The following is a 23939-nucleotide window of genomic DNA, read 5'->3' as shown; positions in this document are numbered from 1 at the left end:
TGGGGGATTTAGATATGGTCAGTAATTTATCAATAACTTTTATGATTATTAGTTTAATTATATGTTTAGTATTACCTATAGGAGGAATAATTTACTTAAAAAGAAAATATAAGGTTAAATTAAAAACCTTCTTTATAGGTATGTTAGCCTTTTTTATAGCAGTACAAGTTCTTGAAGCACCTATTCATTATTACTTATTAAGTATAAATAAAGCTACTTCGCAATTTATAATGGGAAGTTCTATAGTATATATGCTTTATGGGGGACTTATGGCAGGTATTTTTGAAGAAACAGCAAGATTAATAAGTTTTAAATATTTAATAAAAGATAGAGACAATATGACAGCCATAACTTATGGGCTTGGACATGGAGGAATAGAAGCTATATTAATTGGTGGAATTAGTTGCATAAATTCTATTGTATACTCAATATTTATTAATAATGGAAGTTTTCAATCTATGATGAAAGCAGCATCAGTTTCTGAAGATCTAATAAGCAAAACCTATAATCAATACGTAAATAGCTCTTCCTTTTTATTTTTGATGACAGGTGTTGAGAGAATACTAGCACTAAGTATTCAAATTTCTTTATCAGTTTTAGTTTTCTATGCTGTAAAAGAAAAAAAGTATATTTACTTTTTCTTAGCTATATTATGTCATGCGTTTATAGACTTTCCAGCAGGACTTTACCAAATGGGCGTTATAAGTAATATATATATTGTAGAATTATTAATTTTAGTAGAGGTTATAGTATTAGTAATTTTAATCTTTAAAAAATTAATAAAAAAAGATAAGATTAATAATGAAATTATTTAGAAAATCCTGTATAATATTATTGAAGTAATAATTTTTATGATATACTTTTATTAAAGTAAAATTTAGGGATATAAAAATAAATATAAAAATAAGCAATTAATTTAGGTAATTTCGTTGAAATTACCTAAAAATATTTTAAATTAGAAACTCCGCAAGGAGTTTCACCAATAATTCTATATTTTACATTCTAAATTTTACATTAAAAATGGGGGGGCTAAATAATGAAAAATTTAATTATTAGAAAGGCTAGAGCAGGGGATGAAACAGAGGTTTTAAAATTAGTAAAGGAAGCTTTAGAACCTTATGGACTAGAGTTAAATCCAATGGAAGAAGACTTAGATATTACTGATATACCTAAATACTATATGGAGAATCATGGGGACTTCGAAGTTATAGAATTTAAGGGAAATATAATAGGAAGCTACGGAATATATAAAATAGATTCAGAAACCTGTGAGCTTAGGAAGATGTACCTAAATAAGAATTTTCAAGGAATGGGGCTTGGAAATATAATGATAGAGAATTCTTTTAAATTAGCTATAAGACTAGGGTATAAGAGTATTATGTTGCAAACTAATTCTCTTTTGTATAAAGCAACAAAGCTATATAAGAAGTATGGTTTTGAAGAAATAAAGGAAGAAGTATGTGAAAGATGTAATTTAGCAATGATTAGGGATATTGCATAGAAAACGTAGTTTTACTACTTAAGAGAGGTATATTTATGAAATATTATGATACTAGTATAGAGAATTTAAAAATTAGAGAAACCAATGAGGAAGATTGTAACCTTATACTATCTTTTATTAAGGAACTTGCTGAGTATGAAAAACTATCAGATGAAGTAGTAGCAACTGAAGAAAGTTTAAAAAAATCTTTATTTGAAAATAAGAGAGCTGAAGTAGTTATTATAGAACTAGATAAAAAACCTATAGGATATGCTTTATATTTTTATAACTTCTCAACTTTTATTGGTAAGAGTGGCTTATACTTAGAAGATATTTTTATTAAAAAAGAATTTAGAGGTAGAGGAATAGGAAAAGAAGCTTTTAAATTCCTTATAAAAAAAGCAAAAGAAGAGGGATGTAAAAGAATTGAGTGGACGTGCCTTAATTGGAATGAACCATCAATAAAATTTTATAAATCCTTGGGAGCTTTTCCAATGGATGAGTGGACTACATATAGGTTAACTGAAAAAGAAATAAATAAAATAAGTGAAATGTAAATATTAAGTATTATAGAGTAGTTACTTTTATAGTAAAAGTGATATAATAAAAGTAAGATTTGGGGAGCGAGTATCGCCAAGTAAAATAAGTCTCAATTGATGATTAGGTACTTTTAGAGTACCTTTTTTTATATATTTAACAAATATAACTGCTAAATTCCTATTTAATGCTCATAATTTAATACAGTTTCTTTTCTACCTGTTAAATAATTGAGTAATACACCATAACTATTATCATATCTCTAATTTATATATAATTCTTATAAAACTCCTTTGCACTAACGTACTTAAAGAACCGTTCTGATTTTGTATCAATGTCTACTTTATTTACTCCTTGATATAAAATAATATCTGCCATAATGCTCATTAATTTATTTTTATGATTAATATCATCGTAAATCTGTTGTAATTTCATATTAACATATTCTGTATTTCTCTCTATTATTACTTCAAAGCATCCTATAATGCTTTTTTCTATGGTTACATCAAATTTATATTGGGCAATATCTAAATCTAATAAACTTTTAGGTAAATTATTTATTGTTTCTATATCTTTAAGTAGGCTGTCTTCCCCCTTATAATCATAGGAATCTAAATCAACAATTTCTTTAAGTAATACTGAAAACTTATCTTTTGCAATATTGTACTTAGTAAACTTTAAAGTCCGTTCATCTATTTTCTTTATAAGTTCTGCATTATATTTTGTAATTAGATAATTTTCTAATTCATAAATAGTTTTATAGCAAGGCTCTAAATCATCTATAGAATGTGTGTTTTCATCCGAATAAAATTCCACTTTTATACCTCCTATTTTACAATTCCCTAAACTTTGTTCTCGCTTTACTTTAAACCATAATTTACAAAGAAATTTGTATAAGTAATATTATACAATAGTTAATTAATATAGTTATATTATACATTAATTATAGTTTATATTAGCATAAAAGTAAGATATTAATTTTATATTTTTTAATTTATTAAAAATAGCATAATAAATCAATACTTAATTAAAACAGAGCCAAACATAAAGAATAAGTGAAATGCAAATTGATGAATATTGGTAATAAAGCTATAAATGTGAATGACTATTTATAAAATAAAAAGAACTTTAATTTAGAAAATCCTAAATTAGAGTTCTTTTTATATCTTTACTTATTAAATATAAATCCTGTAAATGAAAGCACTATCATAATAAATCCTGAAACTATACTGTTTTTAAATAGCTTATTATCTTTATTGTAAAAAGCATAAGCATCATAAAAGAAAAATATAGATTGAGTAAAAAATATTAAAAACATAGCAATACTATCTTGTATAACTTCAAATGTACTAAGGAGTGCCATTAAAATGTAAATCAATACAGAAAAAAATATTTTAGTAGAAATTCTCATAAAATACACCTTTCATAATCTAAACACTTTATTTGTTAAGGTTTCTTGAAAGTCTTCCTTTTTTTAATATATTTTTATCTTGTTTTTTAAATTATAAATAAATTATAACATATTTTCTTGAATTTAGAATAATATGTAAATTTTATTTCTCAGTTTTGTAAATTTTCTGATAAATGATTGACATATAGGAAGTGAAAGTGTTATTATTAATGTAACGCTTTAATGTGATAAAGCAATAAAATTTTGGAGGGGGCTTATGTATAAGAATATTATTCCTGATGGGACAAGAGATTTAACTAATGAAGAGTGTATAAAGAGAGATAAAGTTATAAATTTAATTAATAACACCTTTGATTTATGGGGATATAAAGAAGTAATTACACCTAGTATAGAGTTTTATGATGGTTTCAGGTATGAGTATTCAGGCTTAAGAGAAGAGAATATTTATAAGTTTTTTGACTCTAAAGGAAGAATATTAGCACTAAGACCAGATATGACAATTCCTATAGTAAGACTTGTTTCTACAAGATTTAAGAATATAAATGAAAGTATAAAGCTAAGATATACATCAAAAATATTTAGAGTGTTTGAAGATTTTAGTGGTAAAAGAAATGAGTACACTGATTGTGGAATTGAGTTAATTACAAAGGAAAAAGATTTTTCAGATTTAGAAGTTTTAATAATTGCTATCGAAGCATTAAAATCAACTGGGGCAAAGAATTTTAAGATTGAGATAGGCGAAGTTAACTTTTTTAAATCTGCAATAGAGGACTTAAATATATCAAAAGAAGAAAAGGTATTATTATCTGAGTTAATTGAAAATAAGAAAATACAAGAGTTAAATTTACTTTTAGAAAAATTAAATCTAGATGAAAATATAAAGAATACTTTTTATAAGTTGCCTTTTATATTTGGTGATGGAGTAGAAGTTCTTAATAGTTATAAAGAAATATCCTTTAATGAAAATATGTTAGAAAGCATAAAAACCTTAGAAAATTTGGCTAATAGATTAGAAAGCTTAGGCTATAAGGATTATATAACCTTTGATTTAGGAATAACACCAAGTGTTAATTACTATACTGGAATAATATTTAGAGGCTTTGTTGAGGGATCAGGTAATGTAGTTTTAAGTGGTGGAAGATATGACAATTTAATAAAGTCTGGTAAAAAGGACTTTAAAGCTATAGGGTTTTCTATAAATGTAGATGAATTAGTAAGCATATTACCAATGAATTTAGAGCTTAAAACTAAGTTTAAAATTATCTTTAATAAGGAAAAAGAAATTGAAGCAATTAAAGAAAGCATGAAGCTTAGAAGTGAAGGCTATGTAGTTGAGGTAATACCTTCAACTGAAGAAAAGGAAATAAGAATAGTAAGGGAGGAGTATTATGGGGGTTAGTATTGCTTTAACAAAAGGTAGATTAGAAAAAGAAGCTATTAAAATTTTCGAAAAAGCTGGTTTTGGGGTAGATAATTTAAAAGATAAAGGACGTAAATTAGTTTTCAATGATACTAAATATGATATAGATTATTTTTTAGTAAAATCTAATGACTGTATAACTTACGTAGAACATGGGGTAGCAGATGTAGGTATAGTAGGATTAGATTCACTTTTAGAAAAAAATAATAATTGTTATGAGCTTATAGATTTAGGGGTAGGTAAGTGTAAGTTTATAGTAGCATCTATGCCAGACAAGGATTTGTTTAAAATGAAAGGCCATATAAAAATTGGAACAAAGTATCCTAAGGTTGCTAAGGACTATTTTAAACAAAATAATATAGATGTAGAAATTATAAAAATTGAGGGGTCAGTAGAGTTAGCACCAATTCTTGGCTTATGTGATGGAATTGTAGATATTATGGAGACTGGAACTACATTAAAGGAAAATGGATTAGTAGTATCAAGAGAAATAAAAGATATAAGTGCTAGATTAATAGTAAATAAAGCAAGCTTTAAGCTTAAGAAAAAGGAAATTGATTTTATTTTAGAAAGTGTAAGACAATCAATAAGCAATAAATAAGCAATAAATAAAGAGGTGGGGCTATGTTGAAAATATTTGATTTATCTAAGGATAAAGAAAGTGATATTTTAAAAATAATACAAAATAGAGACGCTGAAGGTACTGATGTTTTAAATGTAGTTAATAATATTTTAAAAGATATAAGAAAAAATGGGGACAAGTCTTTAAATTATTATACAAAGCAATTTGACAAAGTTGATATAGGTAACTTAAGAGTTTCTAATGAAGAAATAGAAGAAGCCTTTACTAAGGTAGAAGAAGACTTTATTAATGCTATGAAATTAGCAATTAATAATATTGAAGAATATCACAAAAAGCAAGTTAGAAGTGGATATTCAATTGAAAAAGAAAATGGAATATTTATGGGGCAAATAATATTACCATTACAAAGAATAGGGGTATATGTACCAGGGGGAACTGCAGCATACCCATCTTCAGTTGCAATGAATGTAATACCAGCAAAGGTGGCTGGAGTTGAAGATATTGTAATGATTACACCACCTTCATCAGATGGAGGAATTAATCCATATATTTTAGTAACTGCAAAGCTAGCAGGAGTTAGTGAAATATACAAGGTTGGTGGTGCTCAAGGTATAGCTGCTTTAGCTTATGGAACGGAAAGTATAAAAAAGGTAGATAAGATAGTAGGTCCAGGAAATATATATGTAGCTACAGCTAAGAAATTAGTTTTTGGGGATGTAGATATAGATATGGTTGCAGGACCTAGTGAAATATTAATTGTCGCAGATGAAAATGCTAATGCTAAGTATATTGCAGCAGATTTAATGTCACAAGCTGAACATGATAAGTTAGCATCATCTATATTATTAACAACTTCTTATGAAAAATATAAAGAAGTTGTAGAGGAGCTTAATAAACAAATTACTTTATTATCAAGAAGAGAAATAATAGAATCATCATTAAATAACTATGGTATGTGTGTTATATGTAAGGATATTAAGGAGTGTATAAAAATATCAAATAAAATTGCACCAGAACATTTAGAGTTAATGGTTGAAAATGCTCCTGATTATCTTGGAGAAGTTAAGAATGCAGGATCAATATTTTTAGGGTATTATTCACCAGAGCCTTTAGGAGATTATTTTGCTGGACCAAACCATGTTTTACCTACTAATGGAACAGCTAGATTTTCATCACCACTTGGTGTAGATAGCTTTATTAAGAAAAGCTCATATTTACATTATTCAAAGGAAGCTTTAAATAGTGTAGGAGATAAGATAATGCTTTTAGCAGAAAAAGAAGGGTTAACAGCTCATGGAAATTCTATAAAGGTGAGGTTAGAAAATGATTAAAGATATAGGTGTTTATTCAAATAATAATAATACAAAAATAAGATTAAATGGAAATGAAAGTCCAGTTGAAATAAATGAAAATAAGCTTACAAGTGTAGTTGAAGCTTTAAAGAATATTGAGTTAAATAGATATCCAGATAGCGATAGTGATGCTTTAAGAGAGGCATATAGTAAATATGCAGAAGTGAAAAAGGAAAATGTTATTGCTGGTAATGGTTCGGATGAAATGCTTAATTTAGTTATTAGTAAAATTATTTCTAAGGGAGATAAGATATTAACACTAAGCACTGATTTTGTAATGTATGATTTTTATACAAATATAAATGAGGGTGGAATTGTTAAGTATGATTTTGATTTAGATAAAGGCTTTAATGTAGATGATTTTATTAGTTTAGGACAAAGTGATGATATTAAATTAATATTATTTTCTAATCCTAACAATCCAACAGGTTATGGATTTATTATTGATGATATAAAAAAGCTTTTAGATGCTTTTAAAGATAAGGTTGTTTTAGTAGATGAAGCTTATTACGAGTTTTATGGAGTATCAGCTATTTCACTTATAAATGAATATAAGAATTTACTTGTAACAAGAACTTTATCAAAGGCATGGGGTCTAGCTGCATTAAGAGTTGGATTTTTAATAGGAAATGAAGAAAGTATTGCAGAATTATTAAAATATAAAACACCTTATAATGTAAATTCTTTATCTCAAGAAATAGCAATAAATTATTTAAAGGATAGTAAGGATTTATTAAATAATTTAAATTACATTATTTCTGAAAGAAAAAGATTTTATAAGGAATTAAAAGAAATTGAAGAAGAAGCTTTAAATAAATATAAAGAAGTTAAAATTAAGTTTTATCCTTCTAAAGCAAACTTTATATATGGAAAAACTGAATTTAAAGAAAAATTAATTGAAGCTTTAGAAAAAGAAGATATAACAATAAGAAATTTTGAAGATGAAAGATTTAGAATAACTATTGGCTTAGAAGAAGAAAACTCAAAAGTTGTAAAAGCTATAAAAAATGTTTTTTTATTTTAATAATTCAAAATGAAAATGCTAAATTAGTAAAATTAGTATAGTGATAGATAAATATTATATCAGTAGGACTTTGGGATTTTGAGGTTGTTCTCAATATAATATTTATCTAGCATTTCGTATAGGGAGGTTTATATGGATAGAATAGCTAGTGTAAATAGAACTACAAAAGAAACAAGTATTTCCTTAAAAATCAATTTGGATGGTAAAGGAATAAGTAAGATAAAAACTCCAGTTGGATTTTTAAATCATATGCTTACTTTATTTTCTTTTCATAGTTCTATAGATATTGATTTATTTGCAGAAGGAGATATTGATGTTTGTGATCATCACTTAGTTGAAGATATAGGAATTTCTTTAGGTAAGGCATTAAATGAAGCTTTAGGAGATAAAAAGGGAATAAAGAGATATGGAAATTCATTTCTTCCTATGGATGAAACCTTATGTCAAGCTATATTAGATTTAAGTGGACGTAGTTTCTTACATTTTGAAGGGGCATTTAAAAGAGAACAAATAGGAAACTTTTCAACAGAAATGACTAAGGAATTCTTTAGAGCTGTTGCAATGAATTCAAATGCTACATTACATCTTAGAATTCTTTATGGAGAAAATGATCATCATAAAATAGAAGCTATGTTTAAAGCTTATGGAAGATGTTTAAAGGAAGCAATTTCTTATAATGAAGATAGAGAAATGGTACTTTCTACAAAGGGATCATTAAATATTTAGCAAGGTGGGGTAGTATGATTGCTATTATTGATTATGGAATGGGGAACTTAAAAAGTGTTAAAAATGCTTTAGATTTTTTAGGTATTTTATCAGTTGTTACAAAGGATAAAGAGGTAATTAGGAACTCAAGTGCTGTTATATTACCTGGAGTTGGGGCCTTTAAGCAAGCTATGGATAATTTAAAAGATGATAATTTGGATATATTTATAAAGGACTTAGCTAATGAAGGAAAATTAATTCTTGGAATATGCTTAGGTATGCAAATATTATTTGAAGAAGGCTTTGAAGGAGACAGATGTCATGGGCTAGGCTTAATTAAAGGTAATATAAGAAAAATTGAACCAAAGGAAAAGGTTAAAATTCCACATATGGGATGGAATAAAATAGTTATTAACAATAATGATGATATTATAAGTGGATTATCTGGGGATAATTTCCTATATTATGTGCATAGTTTTATGGCTTGTGAATATATGGATGAAAATCTTATAGCTTATTCTAATTATGGTGGAGTTAAAGTACCTGGAATAGTTAGAAAAGATAATGTAATAGGAATGCAGTTCCATCCAGAAAAGAGTGGAGAAACGGGACTTAATTTATTAAAAAAATTTGGGGAGATGATAAAGTGAAAGTAATTCCAGCTATTGATATTATTGGTGGTAAAGCAGTTAGATTATTTCAAGGTGATTATAATAAAACAGATTTTATTGGACAAGATGTTCTAGAGTTAGCAAAGTCTTTCGTAGATAGTGGTGCGGATTTAATTCACTTAGTTGATTTAGATGGAGCTAAAGCAGGAAAACTAATTAATAAAGAAACTATATTAGAAGTTGTAAAAACTTTAAAGGTAGATGTTGAAGTCGGTGGAGGCATAAGAAATTATGATGACATTAAAGCTTTAATAGAGGGGGGAGTAGCAAGAGTTATATTAGGTACTGTTGCTATAGAAAATAGAGATTTATTAGTAAAAGTAGTAAAAGATTTTGGAGATAAAATTGCTGTTGCTGTAGACTTTAAGGATGGTTATATTTGCACAAAAGGTTGGATAGATAAAAGTGATGTTTATTATATGGACTTAATTAAAGATATGGAAGCAATAGGCGTAAGTAATATTATTGTTACAGATATAAGTAAAGATGGAACTTTAGCAGGAAGTAATGTAGGCATAATAAAGGATGTAAGTGAAGCTACTAAAATTGATGTAACAGCTTCTGGTGGAGTAAAAGATATTAATGATATTATTGCTTTAAAAGCTCTAGATGTTTATGGATGTATAGTTGGTAAAGCTATTTATTCTAAAACTATAGATATAAAAGAAGCTATAAATCTATGTAAGTAGGTGATATTATGCATACTAAAAGAATTATCCCTTGTCTTGATGTTAAAGATGGAAAAGTAGTTAAGGGAATTAATTTCGTAGGACTAAAGGAAGTTGGAGATCCTGTAGATTTAGCAGAAGAATACTATAAGCAAGGAGCAGATGAATTAGTATTTTTAGATATAACTGCATCCCATGAAAAAAGAAAAACTATTATAGATGTAGTTGAAAGAGTAGCTGAAAAGATATTTATTCCTTTTACTGTAGGTGGAGGAATAACTACAATTGAAGAAATTAGAGGAATACTAAGAGCAGGAGCAGATAAAATAAGCTTAAATTCTGCAGCTATTAGAAATCCTAAGTTAATTCAAGAAGGTGCTTATTACTTTGGAAATCAATGTATGGTTTTAGCTGTTGATGCTAAGAGAAAAGATAAAGACAACTGGACTGTTTATATAAATGGTGGAAGAGTAGATACAGGAATAGATTTATTTAAATGGATAGAAGAGGCTCATAGCTTAGGTGCAGGAGAAATATTATTAACTTCAATGGATGCTGATGGAACTAAAAAAGGTTTTGACCTTGAGGTTACTAGCAGAGTTAGTAATATAGTAGATATTCCAGTAATAGCTTCTGGTGGCTGTGGTAAAATAGAAGACTTTAAAGATGTATTTATAGATGGAAAAGCTGATGCAGCACTAGCAGCTTCATTATTTCATTATGGAGATCTTACAGTTAAGGAAGTTAAGGAATATCTTAGAGAAAATAATATAGAGGTTAGGTTATAGATATGGATTTTAATATTGATTTAATAGATTTTGAAAAAGGGAATGGATTACTTCCAGCTATAGTACAAGATTATAAAACTAAAGAAGTATTAATGCTTGCTTATATGTCAAAGGAAAGTTTTAAAAAGACTTTAGAAGATAAAACTACTTGGTTTTATAGTAGAAGTAGACAAGAACTTTGGAATAAAGGAGCTACTTCTGGACATTTTCAAATTGTTAAAGAGCTATATTTAGACTGTGATTTAGATACTATTTTAGTTTTAGTTGAACAAAAGGGAGTAGCTTGCCATACTGGGGAAAGAAGCTGCTTTCATAAAAAGTTATTATAAGGGGCGATAAAATGGAAAAGGTTATAGCAGAACTTTATGAGGTAATAAAGGGTAGAAAAGAAGGTGGAGATGAAAAATCTTACACAAGCTATTTATTTACTAAAGGAATAGATAAAATACTTAAAAAGCTTGGAGAAGAATGTACGGAAGTTATTATTAGTGCAAAAAATGATAATAAAGAAGAACAAGTAGGCGAAATTGGGGACTTAATTTATCATCTTTTAGTTGCTATGGTTGAAATGGGAATATCCTTAGAAGATGTAGAAGAAGAATTAAATAAAAGAAGAAGTAAAGTTAATAATTTAAAAGGTGAGAGAAGAGAAATAGAAAACCTTTAGGGGAATGTAAAATGTAGAATGTAAAATGTAGAAGTGAGGAGATAACTCAGGCGAGCTGAGTTATTAAATTACAGTTCTTATTTAAAATTTCATTTTAAATGTCTATGGAAGAATTGATAAAGTGATGGTTAATAAGTAATAGTGAAGAATTAGAATAGAATTTAGGAAAATAATTTAGATGAGATGAGTTATAGTTATAATTATAATTATAGTGAATATTTAATTCGAAATTTGTTTGTTTTAATTAAGTGTTGGTTATTTATATAAGATGTTATGTGTATTATTTGTTTAACAGTAGAGAGGATTAATTTAAATGATAGAATTTATAAAAAATATTATAATACCTTTTATTTTGTCCATGGGATTTTTATATATGTTTTTGAGCTTATATAAAATATTTAATTTTCCTAAATGGTTAATAAAAGAAAAGTTGAAAATTAAGAATGAATTATTAATCTTTTTAGTAATATTATTAATTCCACTAGCTATATCAACATTATTATATTTTATATATGAAAAAATATTTGGGAGCGTTACTAGTAATATTTTTATAGATTCATTATCTTTGGGATTTCTTTGGAGTATGGTTATTAATTTTAAAAATTATAAACAGTGTTCTTAATAAGTTAATAATTAATAAGTAAGAGTTAAGAATTAAGGAAATAACTCAGAGAAGCTGAGTTATTTAAATGATGAAGAGTGAATTTTAAATATCTATGGTTGAATGGATAAGGTAATAGTAAAGAGCTGAAAATTAAAAAGGTACTATTTCGTAACTAAGATTAAGAAATAGTACCTTTTTTATAGAAGTTTATTTATAGTAAACCAAAAACTATTATTTTTTAAAAAATTTTAATAGCCTACAAATGGCTTAAAATTGTTAATTTTTATTTCTTCGCAAAAATTACTTTTAGCGTAATTTGTAAAAGTCAAAAGTTTTAATTTTATGTGTATTAAGTATTAAATATTAATATTAATTTTAAAGTTTTATCTACAAGAAAAGAAAGAATAACAAATAATATTTATAAAAAAAACAAAATATTAAAAAATAAAATATGGTAGTATAATATTAAAAATGTAAAATATATATTTATTTTACATTTTAATATATGATTATAATGGGAGGTTTTGAAATGAATGTAAATTGAAAAAGTAATTTCCGTTTTTTTACTGAAACAGAAGTTAGTTTTGCAAAGTGTCTGATATAATTAATTTGATATTTGTCCTGAGCATATTAGGAGGATTAATTATGTCAAATATTAAATTATGCAAAGGAAAACACCTTAGAATTGAGGAACGTCTTATAATTGAATATGGGTTAGATCAAAATTATACACTGAAAGAAATTGCTGAAAGAGTTGGAAAAGATCCTACTACAATTTCTAAAGAAATTAAACGAAATAGATTTCTTAAAGTAAGTAGACTAAAACAAAATGATATCCAGCCGTGTCAACATCGAAAAAGTTGCACTAAGACTAACTTGTGTAATACTAGCTGTGGCAAGCAATGTAAGAAATGTAGATTTATAAATTGTTATAGGTCTTGTAATGAATATTCAACTAAGAAATGTTCTAAGCTTAGCCGTTACCCATATGTTTGTAACGGATGTAGCACAGCTACTACGTGTACGGCTGAAAAACAATACTATAAAGCTAGAGTAGCTGATACAAAGTATAAAGAGCTTTTAAAGTCATCTAGAGAAGGTCTTAATATAACTTCAACGGAATTAAAAAAGATGGATGATATAATATCTCCACTAGTTTTAAAAGGACAATCTTTATTCCATATTTTCACGCATCATAGGAAAGAAATAAAATGTTCTGAAAGAACCTTATATAATTATTTTGATAAAAATGCTTTCACTGCTAGAAATATTGATTTACCTAGAAAAGTTAAGTATAAACCTAGAAAGAAATCTACAACTTCTGTAACTAAAGATTTTAATTATAGAATTGGAAGAACATTTAGTGACTTTGTTAAATTCATTGAAGAGAATCCAAATACTCCAATAGTAGAAATGGATACTGTCCACGGCACACGTAGTGGCAAAGTTCTTCTAACTTTTATTTTTAGAAATTGTTCATTAATGATAGCTTTTATTATTGATAGTTGTAGCGAATTAGCTGTAAGAGAAGCTATAGATAAGCTATATGAGGTATTAGGACATGAATTATTTAAGCAATACTTTCCTGTTATTTTAACAGATAACGGATCCGAATTTAAAGATCCTGAATCATTAGAATTAGATAATGAAGGAAATCAAAGAACTAAAATATTTTACTGTAATCCCATGGCTTCTTATCAGAAGCCTTACGTAGAAAAGAATCACGAATACATAAGGTATATAATACCAAAAGGAACATCTTTAAATAATCGTACTCAAGAAGATATTACTTTAATGATGAATCATATTAATAATACAGCAAGAGCTAGTTTAAATGGAAATACACCATTTAAATTAGCCCAAATGTTATTAGATAATTCACTGCTAGATAAACTATCATTAAAATATATCCCAGCAGATGAAATACATCTAAAACCTGCACTTTTAAAAAAATAAGATATCAAAAATCTAGGGCAAGTATCAACGGAACTTAATCATGCAAAAATAAAGCAAACGGAACTTAGTTTTGCAAGCACGATTCCGTAGGCTTATTAATCATGTTTAAAAACCCTAGAAAAACGATTATCTTATAAAAATTATAGCTTAATTTAAGTATTTTTACTACTAAAATTATATATAAAAACTGACTTTACTCTTGCAGTTACAGTGGTTTACGCTAAAACGGAAGTTAGTTTTTCAATCAACGGTTTTGAAATGAAGAGTACTATTATGAAAGTTACTATTGCAACATTAATTGCTACCACGATATCAAATGGAGTTGTGTTTGCAGAATCTAATGTTAATAACCAAAGTGTTCAGATTAGTCAACAAGATTACGATAGTATTATAAAAGCAGAAGGTCATCTTTTAGAATATAATGATTTTCTAGATATTCTATCAGAAGTTCAGAATAATAATAAAGAATTGACCGCAGATTATGCAAAAGAAATGATTGTACAAAAAATTAATGAAAAAAATACAGAGATATATAGTGCTAGAAGTTATAATGTATTTGGTCAAAGTTTGAATTCGACAGAATTAGCTATAATGACTTTATACCCAGGTGAAGCAGTAGTGGCATATGCTGATGCAGCTACTGCTTCAAATACAGCTTCAAGTTTATATGAAGCAGATACTTTGTATTTAGGAAATGGAGATGCTTTCAGACATACATACTGGAATGCTTTAATGGCAAATGATATTGGGGAAAGTAAAGCTGCCGCTTTTGCTACTGCTCATGAAGCAGAAACACCAGATGGAGTTGATAGAACTATGGATTTGAATAATAATGATGTTGGTAGACGTTTAGCTCGTTATTACAGTAGATCTGAATTAAAAAGTCAAGTTATTAGCTATTTATTTAGTGTTTATTTCCAACCTTCCATTTTCGTCAATTTTATCAATAAAAACTTTGACTTTTCCAATATAACCTTTCTCTAAATAGCCAACTATAGTTTTTTCGTAAGAATTGCCTTGATTATCTTTGTATATTAAAACTATTGAATTCTCCCCTTGAATGCTATTAGTATCAATAGTAGTTTCCCAAGAACTAGAAGAGTCTATTTGAGAGATAGTTTCTAGTATACTACCAACCTTAAATTTTATTTCTATACTTTTGATACTTTGATTAGTATTATTAACAATGTGTATTTTATATCCACTATTAAAAGTAAATTTAATAATACCCAAAATAACTAGTAATAGTGATATAAATATAACTATTATAAATTTATTTTTTTTACTCATACAAAATCCTCCTAACTGACATATAGAGATATTATACCATTAATTGAATAATATTCCTATATAGGAGCTTTAGATTTAGTCTTAGTATAAATAATAAAATAGTAGAATCTTTTATAAAAAAAATACACTATTTTATGACTTGCATTATTTAAAATAAACTAGTAAAGTTAAGAAAAATTTGAAAATTATATATTTGAAATGTTTAAAAATGAATATAGAAAAGCACCCCTCAAAAATGAGAAGTGCTTTACGAACTTCGGTTCTTTAAATTGGTGTATAGCACACACTATAAGTATCCAAATAATAAAGCAAAAATACTTGTGATGTAAGAAAATTAAATAAATCACTATTCATAAAATCACTCTTTTCATAATATATAAAGAGTTTTTTATTAAAATAGTAAACTACAATTTCGATAAAATTCCATTTAGCGAATATATTTATTAATTGAAATTATGTTAAGATATATTTAAAATAATTATTTTGGTTAAGATAAAATTTAATCAATAAGAATGGGGGGGGATTATGGAAGTAAATTTTAAAAATACTGTTAATGATATGGAAACTTTAATGAGGTATAGATTTTCAAAAATTATTTGGTCAAAAATTTTCTATTTTATAATGAGATGTGCAATAATATTAATACCAATTGTTACCATGGTAGATTATTTTATAGAGAATAAAAAACCTCTTTTAATAGTTTCCATATTATTAATATTATTAATAGGATTATTATTTACTATGGTAGCAATATATATAGTCTTTAAATTTTTACCTAAATTAATACAAAAAAGAATTAAAAAAATTTCTCAAAGGTATTTTAAAGTAGATAAGTTTTTTTCGGTGAATAAAAAAATAATAGTTAATGATAGAGGAATAAGTATTATTTATGGAGATGAAAAAAAAGAGTTTATATTTAAAAATAATAATAAAATAGATGAGTTTGAAGGATGTATATTAATAACAGAAGTAAATAAACTAAATAAAAATGTGAAAGTTTACCCAATAGTAATACCAACATCAGTTTTTAAAGATAATATTGAAAAGAAAGAATTTATTTTAAGAATAAAATCAGCGATACAAAATAAAAGTATATAGACACTATATAGATTTATGAGTATATTTTTATAACTGCGAGTTTTGGAATAATTATATTGGTTTAAGGAGAGAGAATAATGATGTATATTTTTAAAAAGATTATTAAGTCTATTTTATTTGCAATATTAATTGTTTTTGTATTTTTATTTATATTAGCTAAATCTAGGATTACAGATTTTGGTATATTGGTTGTTTTAAGTATAGCTATAATATCTACAATAATTTTTTGTACATACACTATAATAGAAACTATAGAAAAAAATTCTTAAAGTATATAGTTTTATTTATTAAAAATTTAAGAATATTAAAGAAAAATCTATTTTTAATATTATGGTAAAATATATAATGAGTAATTAGAATATGTATTAATTGTAATTGCGATAAATTTAAATTATATAAAGGGAGTGTTTAAAATATGGTTATTGGAATTCTTCCTGAACCAGTAAAGATGATGATTCAAAGGAAGCATGGACTTTTTAATGATGAAAAGTATAATTTTCATTACCATAGTGGCAAAGATAGTTTTGATTTTGCTTGTAATGAAATTGCTGAAGTAATTGAATAAATTACAATGTTTTTTTTGTTAAAATATTGAATTTTTTATATAATTTAAATATAATATTATAAATGAATATTTAAAATGTATAATTATGGGAGGAGTAACTATGAGTATATTTAATAAAATTTTTATTATTTTAGCAATACCTATTGTTACTTTATTGGTAATAGTAAGTGGTGGTTTACATGGAGAAAAGTCATTAATATTAAATGATTTTTATAGAGATTTAAGAAAAAAATCTTATTAGTTAGAAAAAATCCTATTATTAAAGTATATAAATTAATTTAATAATAGGATTTTATTTTTATTAGAATAATTCCATTTTTCTTTTATTAAAGTAAACTCCTTTTAGTCCTAAATCTTTTATGAATTCTAGTGCTAAATGAAAGTTTTTGTATATATTTAAGGGGCTGTGGGCATCTGAGCCTATGGTTACGTATTTTCCACCTAAGTCCATATAAAGCTTATAAATATCTCTCATAGCTTTATTTGATTCTGGAACATGAAGTCGTGCAGTATTTAATTCTAATACTTTGCCTTTGTTTATTAAAGTAGTGAAAATTTCTGCTAGTATATCTTTGAATTCAGAAACTAATATTTCGTTATTATCAAATTTGCAATATCTACAAGGGTAGTCTATATGAGATAAGGAGTCAAAATTATCATGGAGTTGTACACATTTTAGCATGTCTTCAAAGTAATAAGTGAAGAATTGTTTTTTATTATATCCTTGGTGAACATAATCTACATAGATATCTAAGCCTTTTACAGCATGTATAGAACCTAGAACAAAGTCAAAATCATAATTTTTAGCAATAGCTTCATTTTCAGAAACAGTATTTGTTGTAAGGCCTATTTCAATTCCAAGCTTTACATTTGATGAGCGATATTTTTGATATTCATTGAAGTAAGTAGGAACATCAAATTTAAACTCATCTTTAACAGGATAGTCTAAATCCATATGATCAGTAATTATAATTCCGATATTTTTTTCTTTTCCTACTGCAATTGCATCTAATATATTCATATTGCTATCTGTAGAGAATTTTGAGTGCATATGGCTATCGAAAATCATTTTATCATCTCCTTTTAATATTTAGAAATTATAAAAATATTATTTCTGAAAATAAGTTTTTATAATTTCTTTTAGCTATCTTTGTAGTAAATTATACCATATTTATTAATATTTCATAAAATAAATTGACTATATAAATATATTTTAATATTATTAATGAATATAAAATTGATATATAGAAGAAGAGGTGTAAAGATGAATAAGTTATTTCAAATACAAAATTTAGTATTTTACAAAGAAGACTTTTTAGATAATATAGATGAATTTGAAGATATTATAGACATTATTAAAGAACTTAGTCCAAGACTTAAGTATGAAAAAATAGAAGTTGTAGGACAAAATGATTGTTGTGAAAAGACAAATGAAAATTACATAATTGAAATTCAAGGCTTTTTAAATGAAGAAGATGATTTCTATACTAGAGAAGAAGTTGAAATATTAAGCAAGCAAAAACCAATGGGAAATCTTGATTTATTTGTTATTAGAATTTACAAGTGTTTAAACTGTAATAAGTGGATAATAGATATTTTAGAATAAAGGGTGAAAATATTGAAAAGGTTAAAGGAATTATTTGAGGCTTTAAAAAGATATTTACATTTATTAATAGAGGATATAAGAAATATAAAATTTTCTAATTTAAAGGAATTTATAATAAGAAGAAAGGTTATTTTAATAGTTATCCTTTTAGTATTTGCAGGAATTGGATTTGAAGTTGGAAGTTATAAGTCCAGTAAAAATATAATATTAAAGAATTTAGAAGTAGCTTTAATAGAAAATAAACCAAGAAGGATTTATAAAGATATTAAAGTAGATGGGGAAAGAATAAGTAAAAAAGAATTTGAGCCTTTAGCAGATTATTATTTTGAAAATGAAGATATGGTTAATAACATTATTAAAGATTTAAAGAATAATGGAGAAAGTGGATTTTTTAAGTTAATTAATAAAAAGATATTATTATTCGACAATTATCATATAGAAATTGCTCCTGTAGCCATTAAAGTTAATTGTAATTTCGACGAAACTAAAATATATATAAATGATGAAAAAATTGCTGAAACTAAAATAAAAAGGAATTTAATTCCCGGGAAATACTCAATTAAAGGTAAATTAAATACTTTATATGGAGAAATTGAAGAGAAAAAAGAAGTCTATATAATGGAAAATTTAGAGTACAAGTTAGATATGCCAGCTATAAATATAACTTTAACCTCAAACTTTGAAGATGCTAATGTATTAATTGATGGTAAAGAAATTAATAAGCAAGTTAAAGATATGAAAAAATATGGACCGATTCCACTAAATAAGAATATAAAAATACAATTAGAAAGAGAATTTCCATGGGGATTAATAGCTAGTGAAAAAGTAGAAGTTTCGAATTTACCAAATTTAAATATAAATATAGATATTGTAAATGATGAACTTATTGAGGAAGTTAATAAATCAACTAATGATTTTTATACAAGTGTTTTTGAGGCGTTAAATAACTCAGATTATTCTTTAATAGCTAATGCTGAAGATGATGCAAAAAGTAAAATTTATGATAGCATAAAAAAAGAAAGTTTGTTTTTAAAGAACAATTATGAAATTACTGATTTAAAAACTGAATTAAAGAGTAGTGAATTTTATTATGAAAATGGTATTTATAAAGGAAATGTGGTTATTAAATTAAATTATAATATAAAAAAGAAGTTAGTGCCCTTTTGGAAGAATAATGTTGAAGAGATGTTTTTAACTAATATTGAGTATAAAAATAATAATTGGATTATTAATGATGTACAGAAATTTAGTATAGATTAACTAAAGGAGGTAGAGTTATGAGTAAAATATTAAAAGCAACAACAATAGCTGTTACTGTAGTTTTTTCAGGAAACTTTTTAGCTTATGCTGAGACTGGTTCCTCTATACAACAACAAATAAATGAAAATCAAAATCAAATTAATGATTTAGAAAAAGAAAAAGATAAGGTTGAAAATGAAATAAACAATCAAAATGCTGAACTTAATGGGATATTAGATAAAATAAATGAAAAAAGTAGTGATTTAGAAGCTGCTAGGGAAGAAGTTAAATCTTATCAGTTAAAAATAGATGAAGTTCAAAAGGAAATAGATAATATTAATAGTGAAATTTACAAATCTCAATCTGAAATTGAAAGTAGAGAAAAGACAATTGAAGAAAAAGAAAAGGATGCTTTAAGAATTAAGGGGAACATAGAAAAAAGACTTAGAAGTTACTATAAAATGGATGTAGCTACTAATTACATATATTTAATTTTAAAAAGTGAAAACATACTTTCATTATTTAATAATATTCAGAGCATTTTTAGAATAATTAATTTTGATAAAGAATTAATTAATGAAGCAAAAGAAATTCAAGCACAACTTGAAAAGGAAAAAGAAGAAATATCTAATCAATTAGCACAAATAGAAGAAGGAAAAAAGGCTGTAGTAGCCAAACAAGATGAATTGAAAGAGGCTCAAAAAGAATACTTAGCTAAAGAAGAATATCATCAAAGTAAAATGAATGAATTAAATAATTTAGAATCTGAAAAATCTAATTTGATAGCTTATTTAAAAGAACAAGGAAATGAATTAGATAGCCAAATAGGAGATTTAATTTCTTATAATATGGCTCTTCAAAAGGAACTAGATAATATATTTGCTGATATAAATAGTGGAAATAATTCAGGTGGAGGACAAGGCGTTAAACCAGAAGAAGGTGGAAGTAGTGGAGCACCAGGAGATCCAAGTACTGAAACTTTTTTACGACCAGGAAAGGGTGTAGTTACTGATAATTATGGACCTAGAATAAATCCAGTTACTGGGGCAGCTGGTTTTCATACTGGAATAGATTTAGGAGATCCTTACGGAGCACCAGTTTCTGCCTCTAAAAGTGGTGTAGTTGTTTATTCAGGATGTATTAGTGGCTATGGAAATACAATAATATTGGATCATGGTGGTGGAGTTCAAACACTATATGCTCACAATAGTGAATTACTTGTGGGAGTTGGACAAACCGTCAATAGAGGACAAACTATTGCCTTGGTTGGTTCAACAGGAATGAGTACAGGACCTCATATACATTGGGAAATAAGAATTAATGGACAACATATAGATCCAACACCATACGTATAAAACGTAAAATATAAATTATATACATATTAGAAGATTAGATTTTTATAGAAGTCTAATCTTTTTTGCTATTAAATTTATATTGTTATATAAATTTAAAAAACATTTATTTAAATAAATAAAGAACCTGTACAAGAATATTGCACAGGTTAAAGGGTTTTATGTTCATTTAAGAAAGGGAATAAATGAACATATGTGGGGTTTTATTAAAACTGTTAATAAATTATTAACAGTAGTATGGGCATTTTAACAAATATTTATATATAAAACATACAATATATATATATATTATACTATTATTATAGTATAATTAGTCAAAAAATCCAATAGTTTTTATAAAAAAATCGAAAACGATAATATTTTAAAATAATATAGCATTTATTGATATATGATATTCTTAAAATAAAATTAAAAATATATAAAATTTATAGAGATTTAACCTAATTAAAGTATATAATATAATTTGAGGTGATTTAAATGATAAATATTAATTCAGAAGAGTTATTGAAAGCCACACCTGAATATGAAGATTATGATGAAAATCAAGCACAGCTTACAGTAAAAGAATTAAGAGACTATGGTCTTCTTAAATGTGGGGGATGCTGTAGCACAAAAGGTGGAAAATCTTCTTGTGGATGTGGAACTAGAAAATAATAGAATAATCAATAATTATTTATAGATAATATATTTAGTGTTTTTAATATAAATAATATCTTATAAGGAGGGAATTAGGTGTGAGAAAACCTAGCATATTCAGTAGAGACTATGAAAGGCTAATGAGAAAAAGAAGAAAAAGAATAGCTATAATATCAATTTTAGGAGTACTTGTTATCGGTATATTATTTTTAAAGATGGCAATGAACAGTATAAACATGGAGACCTTAAGAAGTAAAGTTCAAAGTTGGATAGATGAAGATAATGAAGAAATTCAAGATAATACTAATAAGACAAATGAAGAAAATAAACAAGAAGAGACAGTAAAAGAAGAAACACCTAAGGAACCTGAAATAAAAACAATGGATTTAATTGTTAGGGAAGGAATTATATTAAAGGCAGAATATGAAGAAAGTAATGGGGTAGTTAAGTTTAAGGGGATAAAAGATGCTCCAAGTAATATTTATTATACTTTAAATCAAGACAAAAATTTAATTCTTACTATTGATGAAAATCAAGATATGAAAATATTCAATGTTAATACTAAAGAAGCAAATATAACTAAAGATAAATATGTAGCTCCAAATGGAGAGGTATTTAATAAATCGTCAGTTCTTCAAACATATAATGGTTATTTGTGGAATGTAGAAGCTAAATTTATTACTAATACAAAAGTAGCATATATAAGTAATGTTCCATACTTTGGATATGATTTAAATAAATACATTTGGGTAGTAGATTTAAATGATAATAGTCATAAAACTTTATGGAATTCCAAGGGGAAAGAAATTAAGTTAGGTGAAATAAAAGAAAAAGGATTAGAAGTGACTATAGATGGAAATGTTAAATATATAAACTCAAATGGAGAATTAATAAATTAAATAAACAAATATTTGAAAGTAAATAATATTCTATGGTATAATAAGCTAGTTATATCAATTATGATAGTATCTTACTATTTTAGGAGGAAAGAATACGATGGAAGCTAAAATGGAAAAAATAGAGAAAAACCTTGTGAAATTTGAAATTACAGTTGGAGCTGATAAATTTCAAGAAGCTATAAAAAAAGCTTATAACAAAAATGTTAAAAACTTTAATGTACCTGGATTCAGAAAGGGAAAAGTTCCTATGGCTATAGTAAAGAAGTACTATGGAACTGGAGTCTTAATGGAAGATGCAATAAATTTTGCAATAGAAGCATCTTATTCAAATGCATTAAAAGAAAATGACATAATTCCTGTTGACTATCCAAAGATAGATATAGTAACAGTAGAAGAAGGAAAAGATTTCGTTTATACTGCTGAAGTTACAGTTTATCCAGAAGTTGAATTAGGAGAATACAAGGGATTAAATATTGAAAAGCCATCTTACGAAGTAACTGAAGAAGACGTAGAAGCAAGATTAAAAGAAATGCAACAAAAAAATGCTAGAATTGAAACAAAAGAAGATGGAGAAGTAGCTACTGGTGATACAGCAGTTATTGATTTTAAGGGTTATGTTGATGATGTAGCCTTTGAAGGTGGAGAAGGTAAGGACTATTCACTTGAAATAGGTTCAGGTACTTTCATAGATAATTTTGAAGAGCAATTAATAGGTGCTAAGGCTGGGGATAAAGTTGAAGTAAATGTTACTTTCCCAGAAAACTATGGCAAAGAAGAATTAAACAATAAAAAAGCTAAATTTGAAGTTTTAGTTAAAGAAATAAAAGTTAAAGAATTACCAGCAATCGATGATGAATTTGCTAAAGAAACTTCAGAGTTTGATACATTAGAAGAATTAAAAGCTGACATAACTAAGAAGATGGAAGAAGCTAATGCTAATAGAGCTGAAAAAGAGCATGAAGAAGCTGTAATTAAAGCAGTTGTTGAAAATGCAAACATTGAAGTTCCAGCTGTTATGATAGAAAAAGAAATTGATGCTATGGTTAAAAACTTAGAGCAAAGACTTCAATATCAAGGATTAAACTTAGAACAATACTTCCAATTTACTGGAACAGATGAAGCTAAGATGAGAGATTATATGAAGGAAAATGCTGAAGTTAAAGTTAAGACTGATTTAGTATTAGAAGCAATTGAAAAAGCAGAAAATATAGATGCTACTGAAGAAGAATTAAAAGAAAAAGCTGAAGAAGTAGCTAAAATGTATTCAGCTGGTGATGATGAAAAAATGGTAGAATTACTATTAAATACTCAAAAAGCTGCTCTTATAGCAGATGTAAAAACAGCAAAAACTGTAAAGTTATTAGTAGAAAACAATAAATAGCAAAAAT

The 23939-nt window shown here is 26.1% G+C and carries 29 protein-coding genes; 25 read left to right on the top strand and 4 right to left on the bottom strand.

Features of this window, described 5'->3' with window-relative positions; translation table 11 throughout:
* Nucleotides 1-14: 14 nt before the first annotated feature.
* The 3 genes from ACQRD5_RS01465 to ACQRD5_RS01455 all read left to right on the top strand — a co-directional run bounded on the left by ACQRD5_RS01465 (nucleotide 15) and on the right by ACQRD5_RS01455 (nucleotide 2037).
* Complete coding sequence (locus ACQRD5_RS01465) at nucleotides 15-815, top strand: YhfC family intramembrane metalloprotease (protein WP_291630287.1); 801 nt, start codon at nucleotides 15-17, stop codon at nucleotides 813-815.
* Between the two features lie 221 nt (nucleotides 816-1036).
* Nucleotides 1037-1501 (top strand): GNAT family N-acetyltransferase, encoded by a 465-nt coding sequence (locus ACQRD5_RS01460; protein WP_427746434.1) that lies wholly within the window; start codon nucleotides 1037-1039, stop codon nucleotides 1499-1501.
* Between the two features lie 35 nt (nucleotides 1502-1536).
* Nucleotides 1537-2037, top strand: a complete 501-nt coding sequence (locus ACQRD5_RS01455; RefSeq protein ID WP_320902067.1) for a GNAT family N-acetyltransferase — start codon at nucleotides 1537-1539, stop codon at nucleotides 2035-2037.
* Between the two features lie 247 nt (nucleotides 2038-2284).
* On the opposite strand, the gene ACQRD5_RS01450 is transcribed toward ACQRD5_RS01455, so the two are convergent.
* Nucleotides 2285-2833, bottom strand: a complete 549-nt coding sequence (locus tag ACQRD5_RS01450; RefSeq protein ID WP_320902069.1) for a hypothetical protein — start codon at nucleotides 2831-2833, stop codon at nucleotides 2285-2287.
* Between the two features lie 352 nt (nucleotides 2834-3185).
* Nucleotides 3186-3428, bottom strand: coding sequence for a hypothetical protein (locus ACQRD5_RS01445; RefSeq protein WP_320902071.1), 243 nt, complete (start codon nucleotides 3426-3428; stop codon nucleotides 3186-3188).
* 256 nt (nucleotides 3429-3684) lie between these two features.
* Here ACQRD5_RS01445 and hisZ point away from each other — a divergent pair, with 256 nt between their 5' ends.
* The 12 genes from hisZ to ACQRD5_RS01385 all read left to right on the top strand — a co-directional run bounded on the left by hisZ (nucleotide 3685) and on the right by ACQRD5_RS01385 (nucleotide 14850).
* Nucleotides 3685-4827 carry an ATP phosphoribosyltransferase regulatory subunit gene (gene hisZ, locus ACQRD5_RS01440; RefSeq protein WP_320902073.1) on the top strand — a complete coding sequence of 381 codons (1143 nt, stop codon included), beginning with the start codon at nucleotides 3685-3687 and terminating at the stop codon, nucleotides 4825-4827.
* The gene (gene hisG, locus ACQRD5_RS01435; RefSeq protein WP_320902075.1) at nucleotides 4817-5449 is read left to right on the top strand and encodes an ATP phosphoribosyltransferase; all 633 of its coding nucleotides are present in this window, start codon (nucleotides 4817-4819) and stop codon (nucleotides 5447-5449) included. Before hisZ ends, hisG begins: the two co-directional genes overlap by 11 nt.
* Nucleotides 5450-5472: 23 nt before the next feature.
* On the top strand, nucleotides 5473-6762 hold the full coding sequence (gene hisD, locus ACQRD5_RS01430; RefSeq protein WP_427746433.1) for a histidinol dehydrogenase: 1290 nt from the start codon (nucleotides 5473-5475) through the stop codon (nucleotides 6760-6762).
* The gene (hisC, locus tag ACQRD5_RS01425) at nucleotides 6755-7807 is read left to right on the top strand and encodes a histidinol-phosphate transaminase (RefSeq protein WP_427746432.1); all 1053 of its coding nucleotides are present in this window, start codon (nucleotides 6755-6757) and stop codon (nucleotides 7805-7807) included. The genes hisD and hisC overlap by 8 nt, the downstream gene beginning before the upstream one ends.
* Before the next feature lie 132 nt (nucleotides 7808-7939).
* Entirely contained in the window at nucleotides 7940-8533 is a 594-nt protein-coding gene (hisB, locus tag ACQRD5_RS01420) for an imidazoleglycerol-phosphate dehydratase HisB (protein WP_427746431.1), read from the top strand.
* A 14-nt stretch (nucleotides 8534-8547) separates the two neighbouring features.
* The gene (gene hisH / locus ACQRD5_RS01415; protein ID WP_294363233.1) at nucleotides 8548-9162 is read left to right on the top strand and encodes an imidazole glycerol phosphate synthase subunit HisH; all 615 of its coding nucleotides are present in this window, start codon (nucleotides 8548-8550) and stop codon (nucleotides 9160-9162) included.
* Complete coding sequence (gene hisA, locus ACQRD5_RS01410) at nucleotides 9159-9872, top strand: 1-(5-phosphoribosyl)-5-[(5-phosphoribosylamino)methylideneamino]imidazole-4-carboxamide isomerase (protein ID WP_294363232.1); 714 nt, start codon at nucleotides 9159-9161, stop codon at nucleotides 9870-9872. The genes hisH and hisA overlap by 4 nt, the downstream gene beginning before the upstream one ends.
* An 8-nt stretch (nucleotides 9873-9880) precedes the next feature.
* Nucleotides 9881-10639: an imidazole glycerol phosphate synthase subunit HisF gene (gene hisF, locus ACQRD5_RS01405; RefSeq protein ID WP_320627666.1), complete on the top strand. Its 759-nt coding sequence runs from the start codon at nucleotides 9881-9883 to the stop codon at nucleotides 10637-10639.
* 2 nt (nucleotides 10640-10641) lie between these two features.
* Complete coding sequence (hisI, locus tag ACQRD5_RS01400; protein WP_374044467.1) at nucleotides 10642-10968, top strand: phosphoribosyl-AMP cyclohydrolase; 327 nt, start codon at nucleotides 10642-10644, stop codon at nucleotides 10966-10968.
* Nucleotides 10969-10979: 11 nt separating this feature from the next.
* Nucleotides 10980-11306, top strand: a complete 327-nt coding sequence (gene hisE, locus ACQRD5_RS01395) for a phosphoribosyl-ATP diphosphatase (protein WP_294363228.1) — start codon at nucleotides 10980-10982, stop codon at nucleotides 11304-11306.
* A gap of 1249 nt (nucleotides 11307-12555) precedes the next feature.
* Complete coding sequence (locus tag ACQRD5_RS01390) at nucleotides 12556-13866, top strand: IS30 family transposase (protein WP_427746430.1); 1311 nt, start codon at nucleotides 12556-12558, stop codon at nucleotides 13864-13866.
* A gap of 258 nt (nucleotides 13867-14124) precedes the next feature.
* The gene (locus tag ACQRD5_RS01385; RefSeq protein ID WP_320627809.1) at nucleotides 14125-14850 is read left to right on the top strand and encodes a DUF6973 domain-containing protein; all 726 of its coding nucleotides are present in this window, start codon (nucleotides 14125-14127) and stop codon (nucleotides 14848-14850) included.
* Here ACQRD5_RS01385 and ACQRD5_RS01380 read toward each other — a convergent pair.
* Nucleotides 14767-15156: a hypothetical protein gene (locus ACQRD5_RS01380; protein ID WP_320627810.1), complete on the bottom strand. Its 390-nt coding sequence runs from the start codon at nucleotides 15154-15156 to the stop codon at nucleotides 14767-14769. The two genes, ACQRD5_RS01385 and ACQRD5_RS01380, sit on opposite strands and share 84 nt — an antisense overlap.
* 525 nt (nucleotides 15157-15681) lie before the next feature.
* On the opposite strand from ACQRD5_RS01380, the gene ACQRD5_RS01375 reads away from it, so the two are divergent.
* From ACQRD5_RS01375 to ACQRD5_RS01360, 4 genes are all read left to right on the top strand, one after another.
* Nucleotides 15682-16254, top strand: a complete 573-nt coding sequence (locus ACQRD5_RS01375) for a hypothetical protein (protein WP_427746429.1) — start codon at nucleotides 15682-15684, stop codon at nucleotides 16252-16254.
* 77 nt (nucleotides 16255-16331) lie between these two features.
* A complete protein-coding gene (locus ACQRD5_RS01370; protein ID WP_320627811.1) occupies nucleotides 16332-16523 on the top strand; it encodes a hypothetical protein in 192 nt (63 codons plus the stop codon).
* A 146-nt stretch (nucleotides 16524-16669) separates the two neighbouring features.
* Nucleotides 16670-16819, top strand: coding sequence for a hypothetical protein (locus ACQRD5_RS01365; protein WP_308780459.1), 150 nt, complete (start codon nucleotides 16670-16672; stop codon nucleotides 16817-16819).
* Between the two features lie 100 nt (nucleotides 16820-16919).
* Nucleotides 16920-17060, top strand: a complete 141-nt coding sequence (locus tag ACQRD5_RS01360; RefSeq protein WP_294187227.1) for a hypothetical protein — start codon at nucleotides 16920-16922, stop codon at nucleotides 17058-17060.
* Nucleotides 17061-17120: 60 nt separating this feature from the next.
* Here ACQRD5_RS01360 and ACQRD5_RS01355 read toward each other — a convergent pair whose 3' ends face one another.
* Nucleotides 17121-17888, bottom strand: a complete 768-nt coding sequence (locus ACQRD5_RS01355) for a histidinol phosphate phosphatase (RefSeq protein WP_308780458.1) — start codon at nucleotides 17886-17888, stop codon at nucleotides 17121-17123.
* 195 nt (nucleotides 17889-18083) lie between these two features.
* Between ACQRD5_RS01355 and ACQRD5_RS01350 the strand changes: the two genes are divergently transcribed.
* The 6 genes from ACQRD5_RS01350 (at nucleotide 18084) to tig (ending at nucleotide 23932) form a co-directional block, all read left to right on the top strand.
* Complete coding sequence (locus tag ACQRD5_RS01350; protein WP_294169747.1) at nucleotides 18084-18425, top strand: hypothetical protein; 342 nt, start codon at nucleotides 18084-18086, stop codon at nucleotides 18423-18425.
* A gap of 12 nt (nucleotides 18426-18437) precedes the next feature.
* Nucleotides 18438-19685, top strand: coding sequence for a TcaA 3rd/4th domain-containing protein (locus ACQRD5_RS01345; RefSeq protein ID WP_427746428.1), 1248 nt, complete (start codon nucleotides 18438-18440; stop codon nucleotides 19683-19685).
* A gap of 17 nt (nucleotides 19686-19702) precedes the next feature.
* Nucleotides 19703-21019, top strand: coding sequence for a murein hydrolase activator EnvC family protein (locus ACQRD5_RS01340; RefSeq protein ID WP_427746427.1), 1317 nt, complete (start codon nucleotides 19703-19705; stop codon nucleotides 21017-21019).
* Nucleotides 21020-21493: 474 nt separating this feature from the next.
* Nucleotides 21494-21670, top strand: a complete 177-nt coding sequence (locus ACQRD5_RS01335; RefSeq protein WP_320901594.1) for a hypothetical protein — start codon at nucleotides 21494-21496, stop codon at nucleotides 21668-21670.
* 80 nt (nucleotides 21671-21750) lie between these two features.
* Nucleotides 21751-22551: a hypothetical protein gene (locus ACQRD5_RS01330; RefSeq protein ID WP_320901592.1), complete on the top strand. Its 801-nt coding sequence runs from the start codon at nucleotides 21751-21753 to the stop codon at nucleotides 22549-22551.
* A gap of 97 nt (nucleotides 22552-22648) precedes the next feature.
* On the top strand, nucleotides 22649-23932 hold the full coding sequence (gene tig, locus ACQRD5_RS01325; protein WP_294169756.1) for a trigger factor: 1284 nt from the start codon (nucleotides 22649-22651) through the stop codon (nucleotides 23930-23932).
* Nucleotides 23933-23939: the final 7 nt, after the last annotated feature.

The sequence above is a fragment of the Clostridium sp. SGI.024 genome, assembly GCF_050315195.1.
Classification (GTDB): Bacteria; Bacillota; Clostridia; order Clostridiales; family Clostridiaceae; genus Clostridium.
The sequence above is the reverse complement of the archived record's forward strand: the minus strand, read 5'-3'. Positions and strand labels throughout refer to the sequence as shown.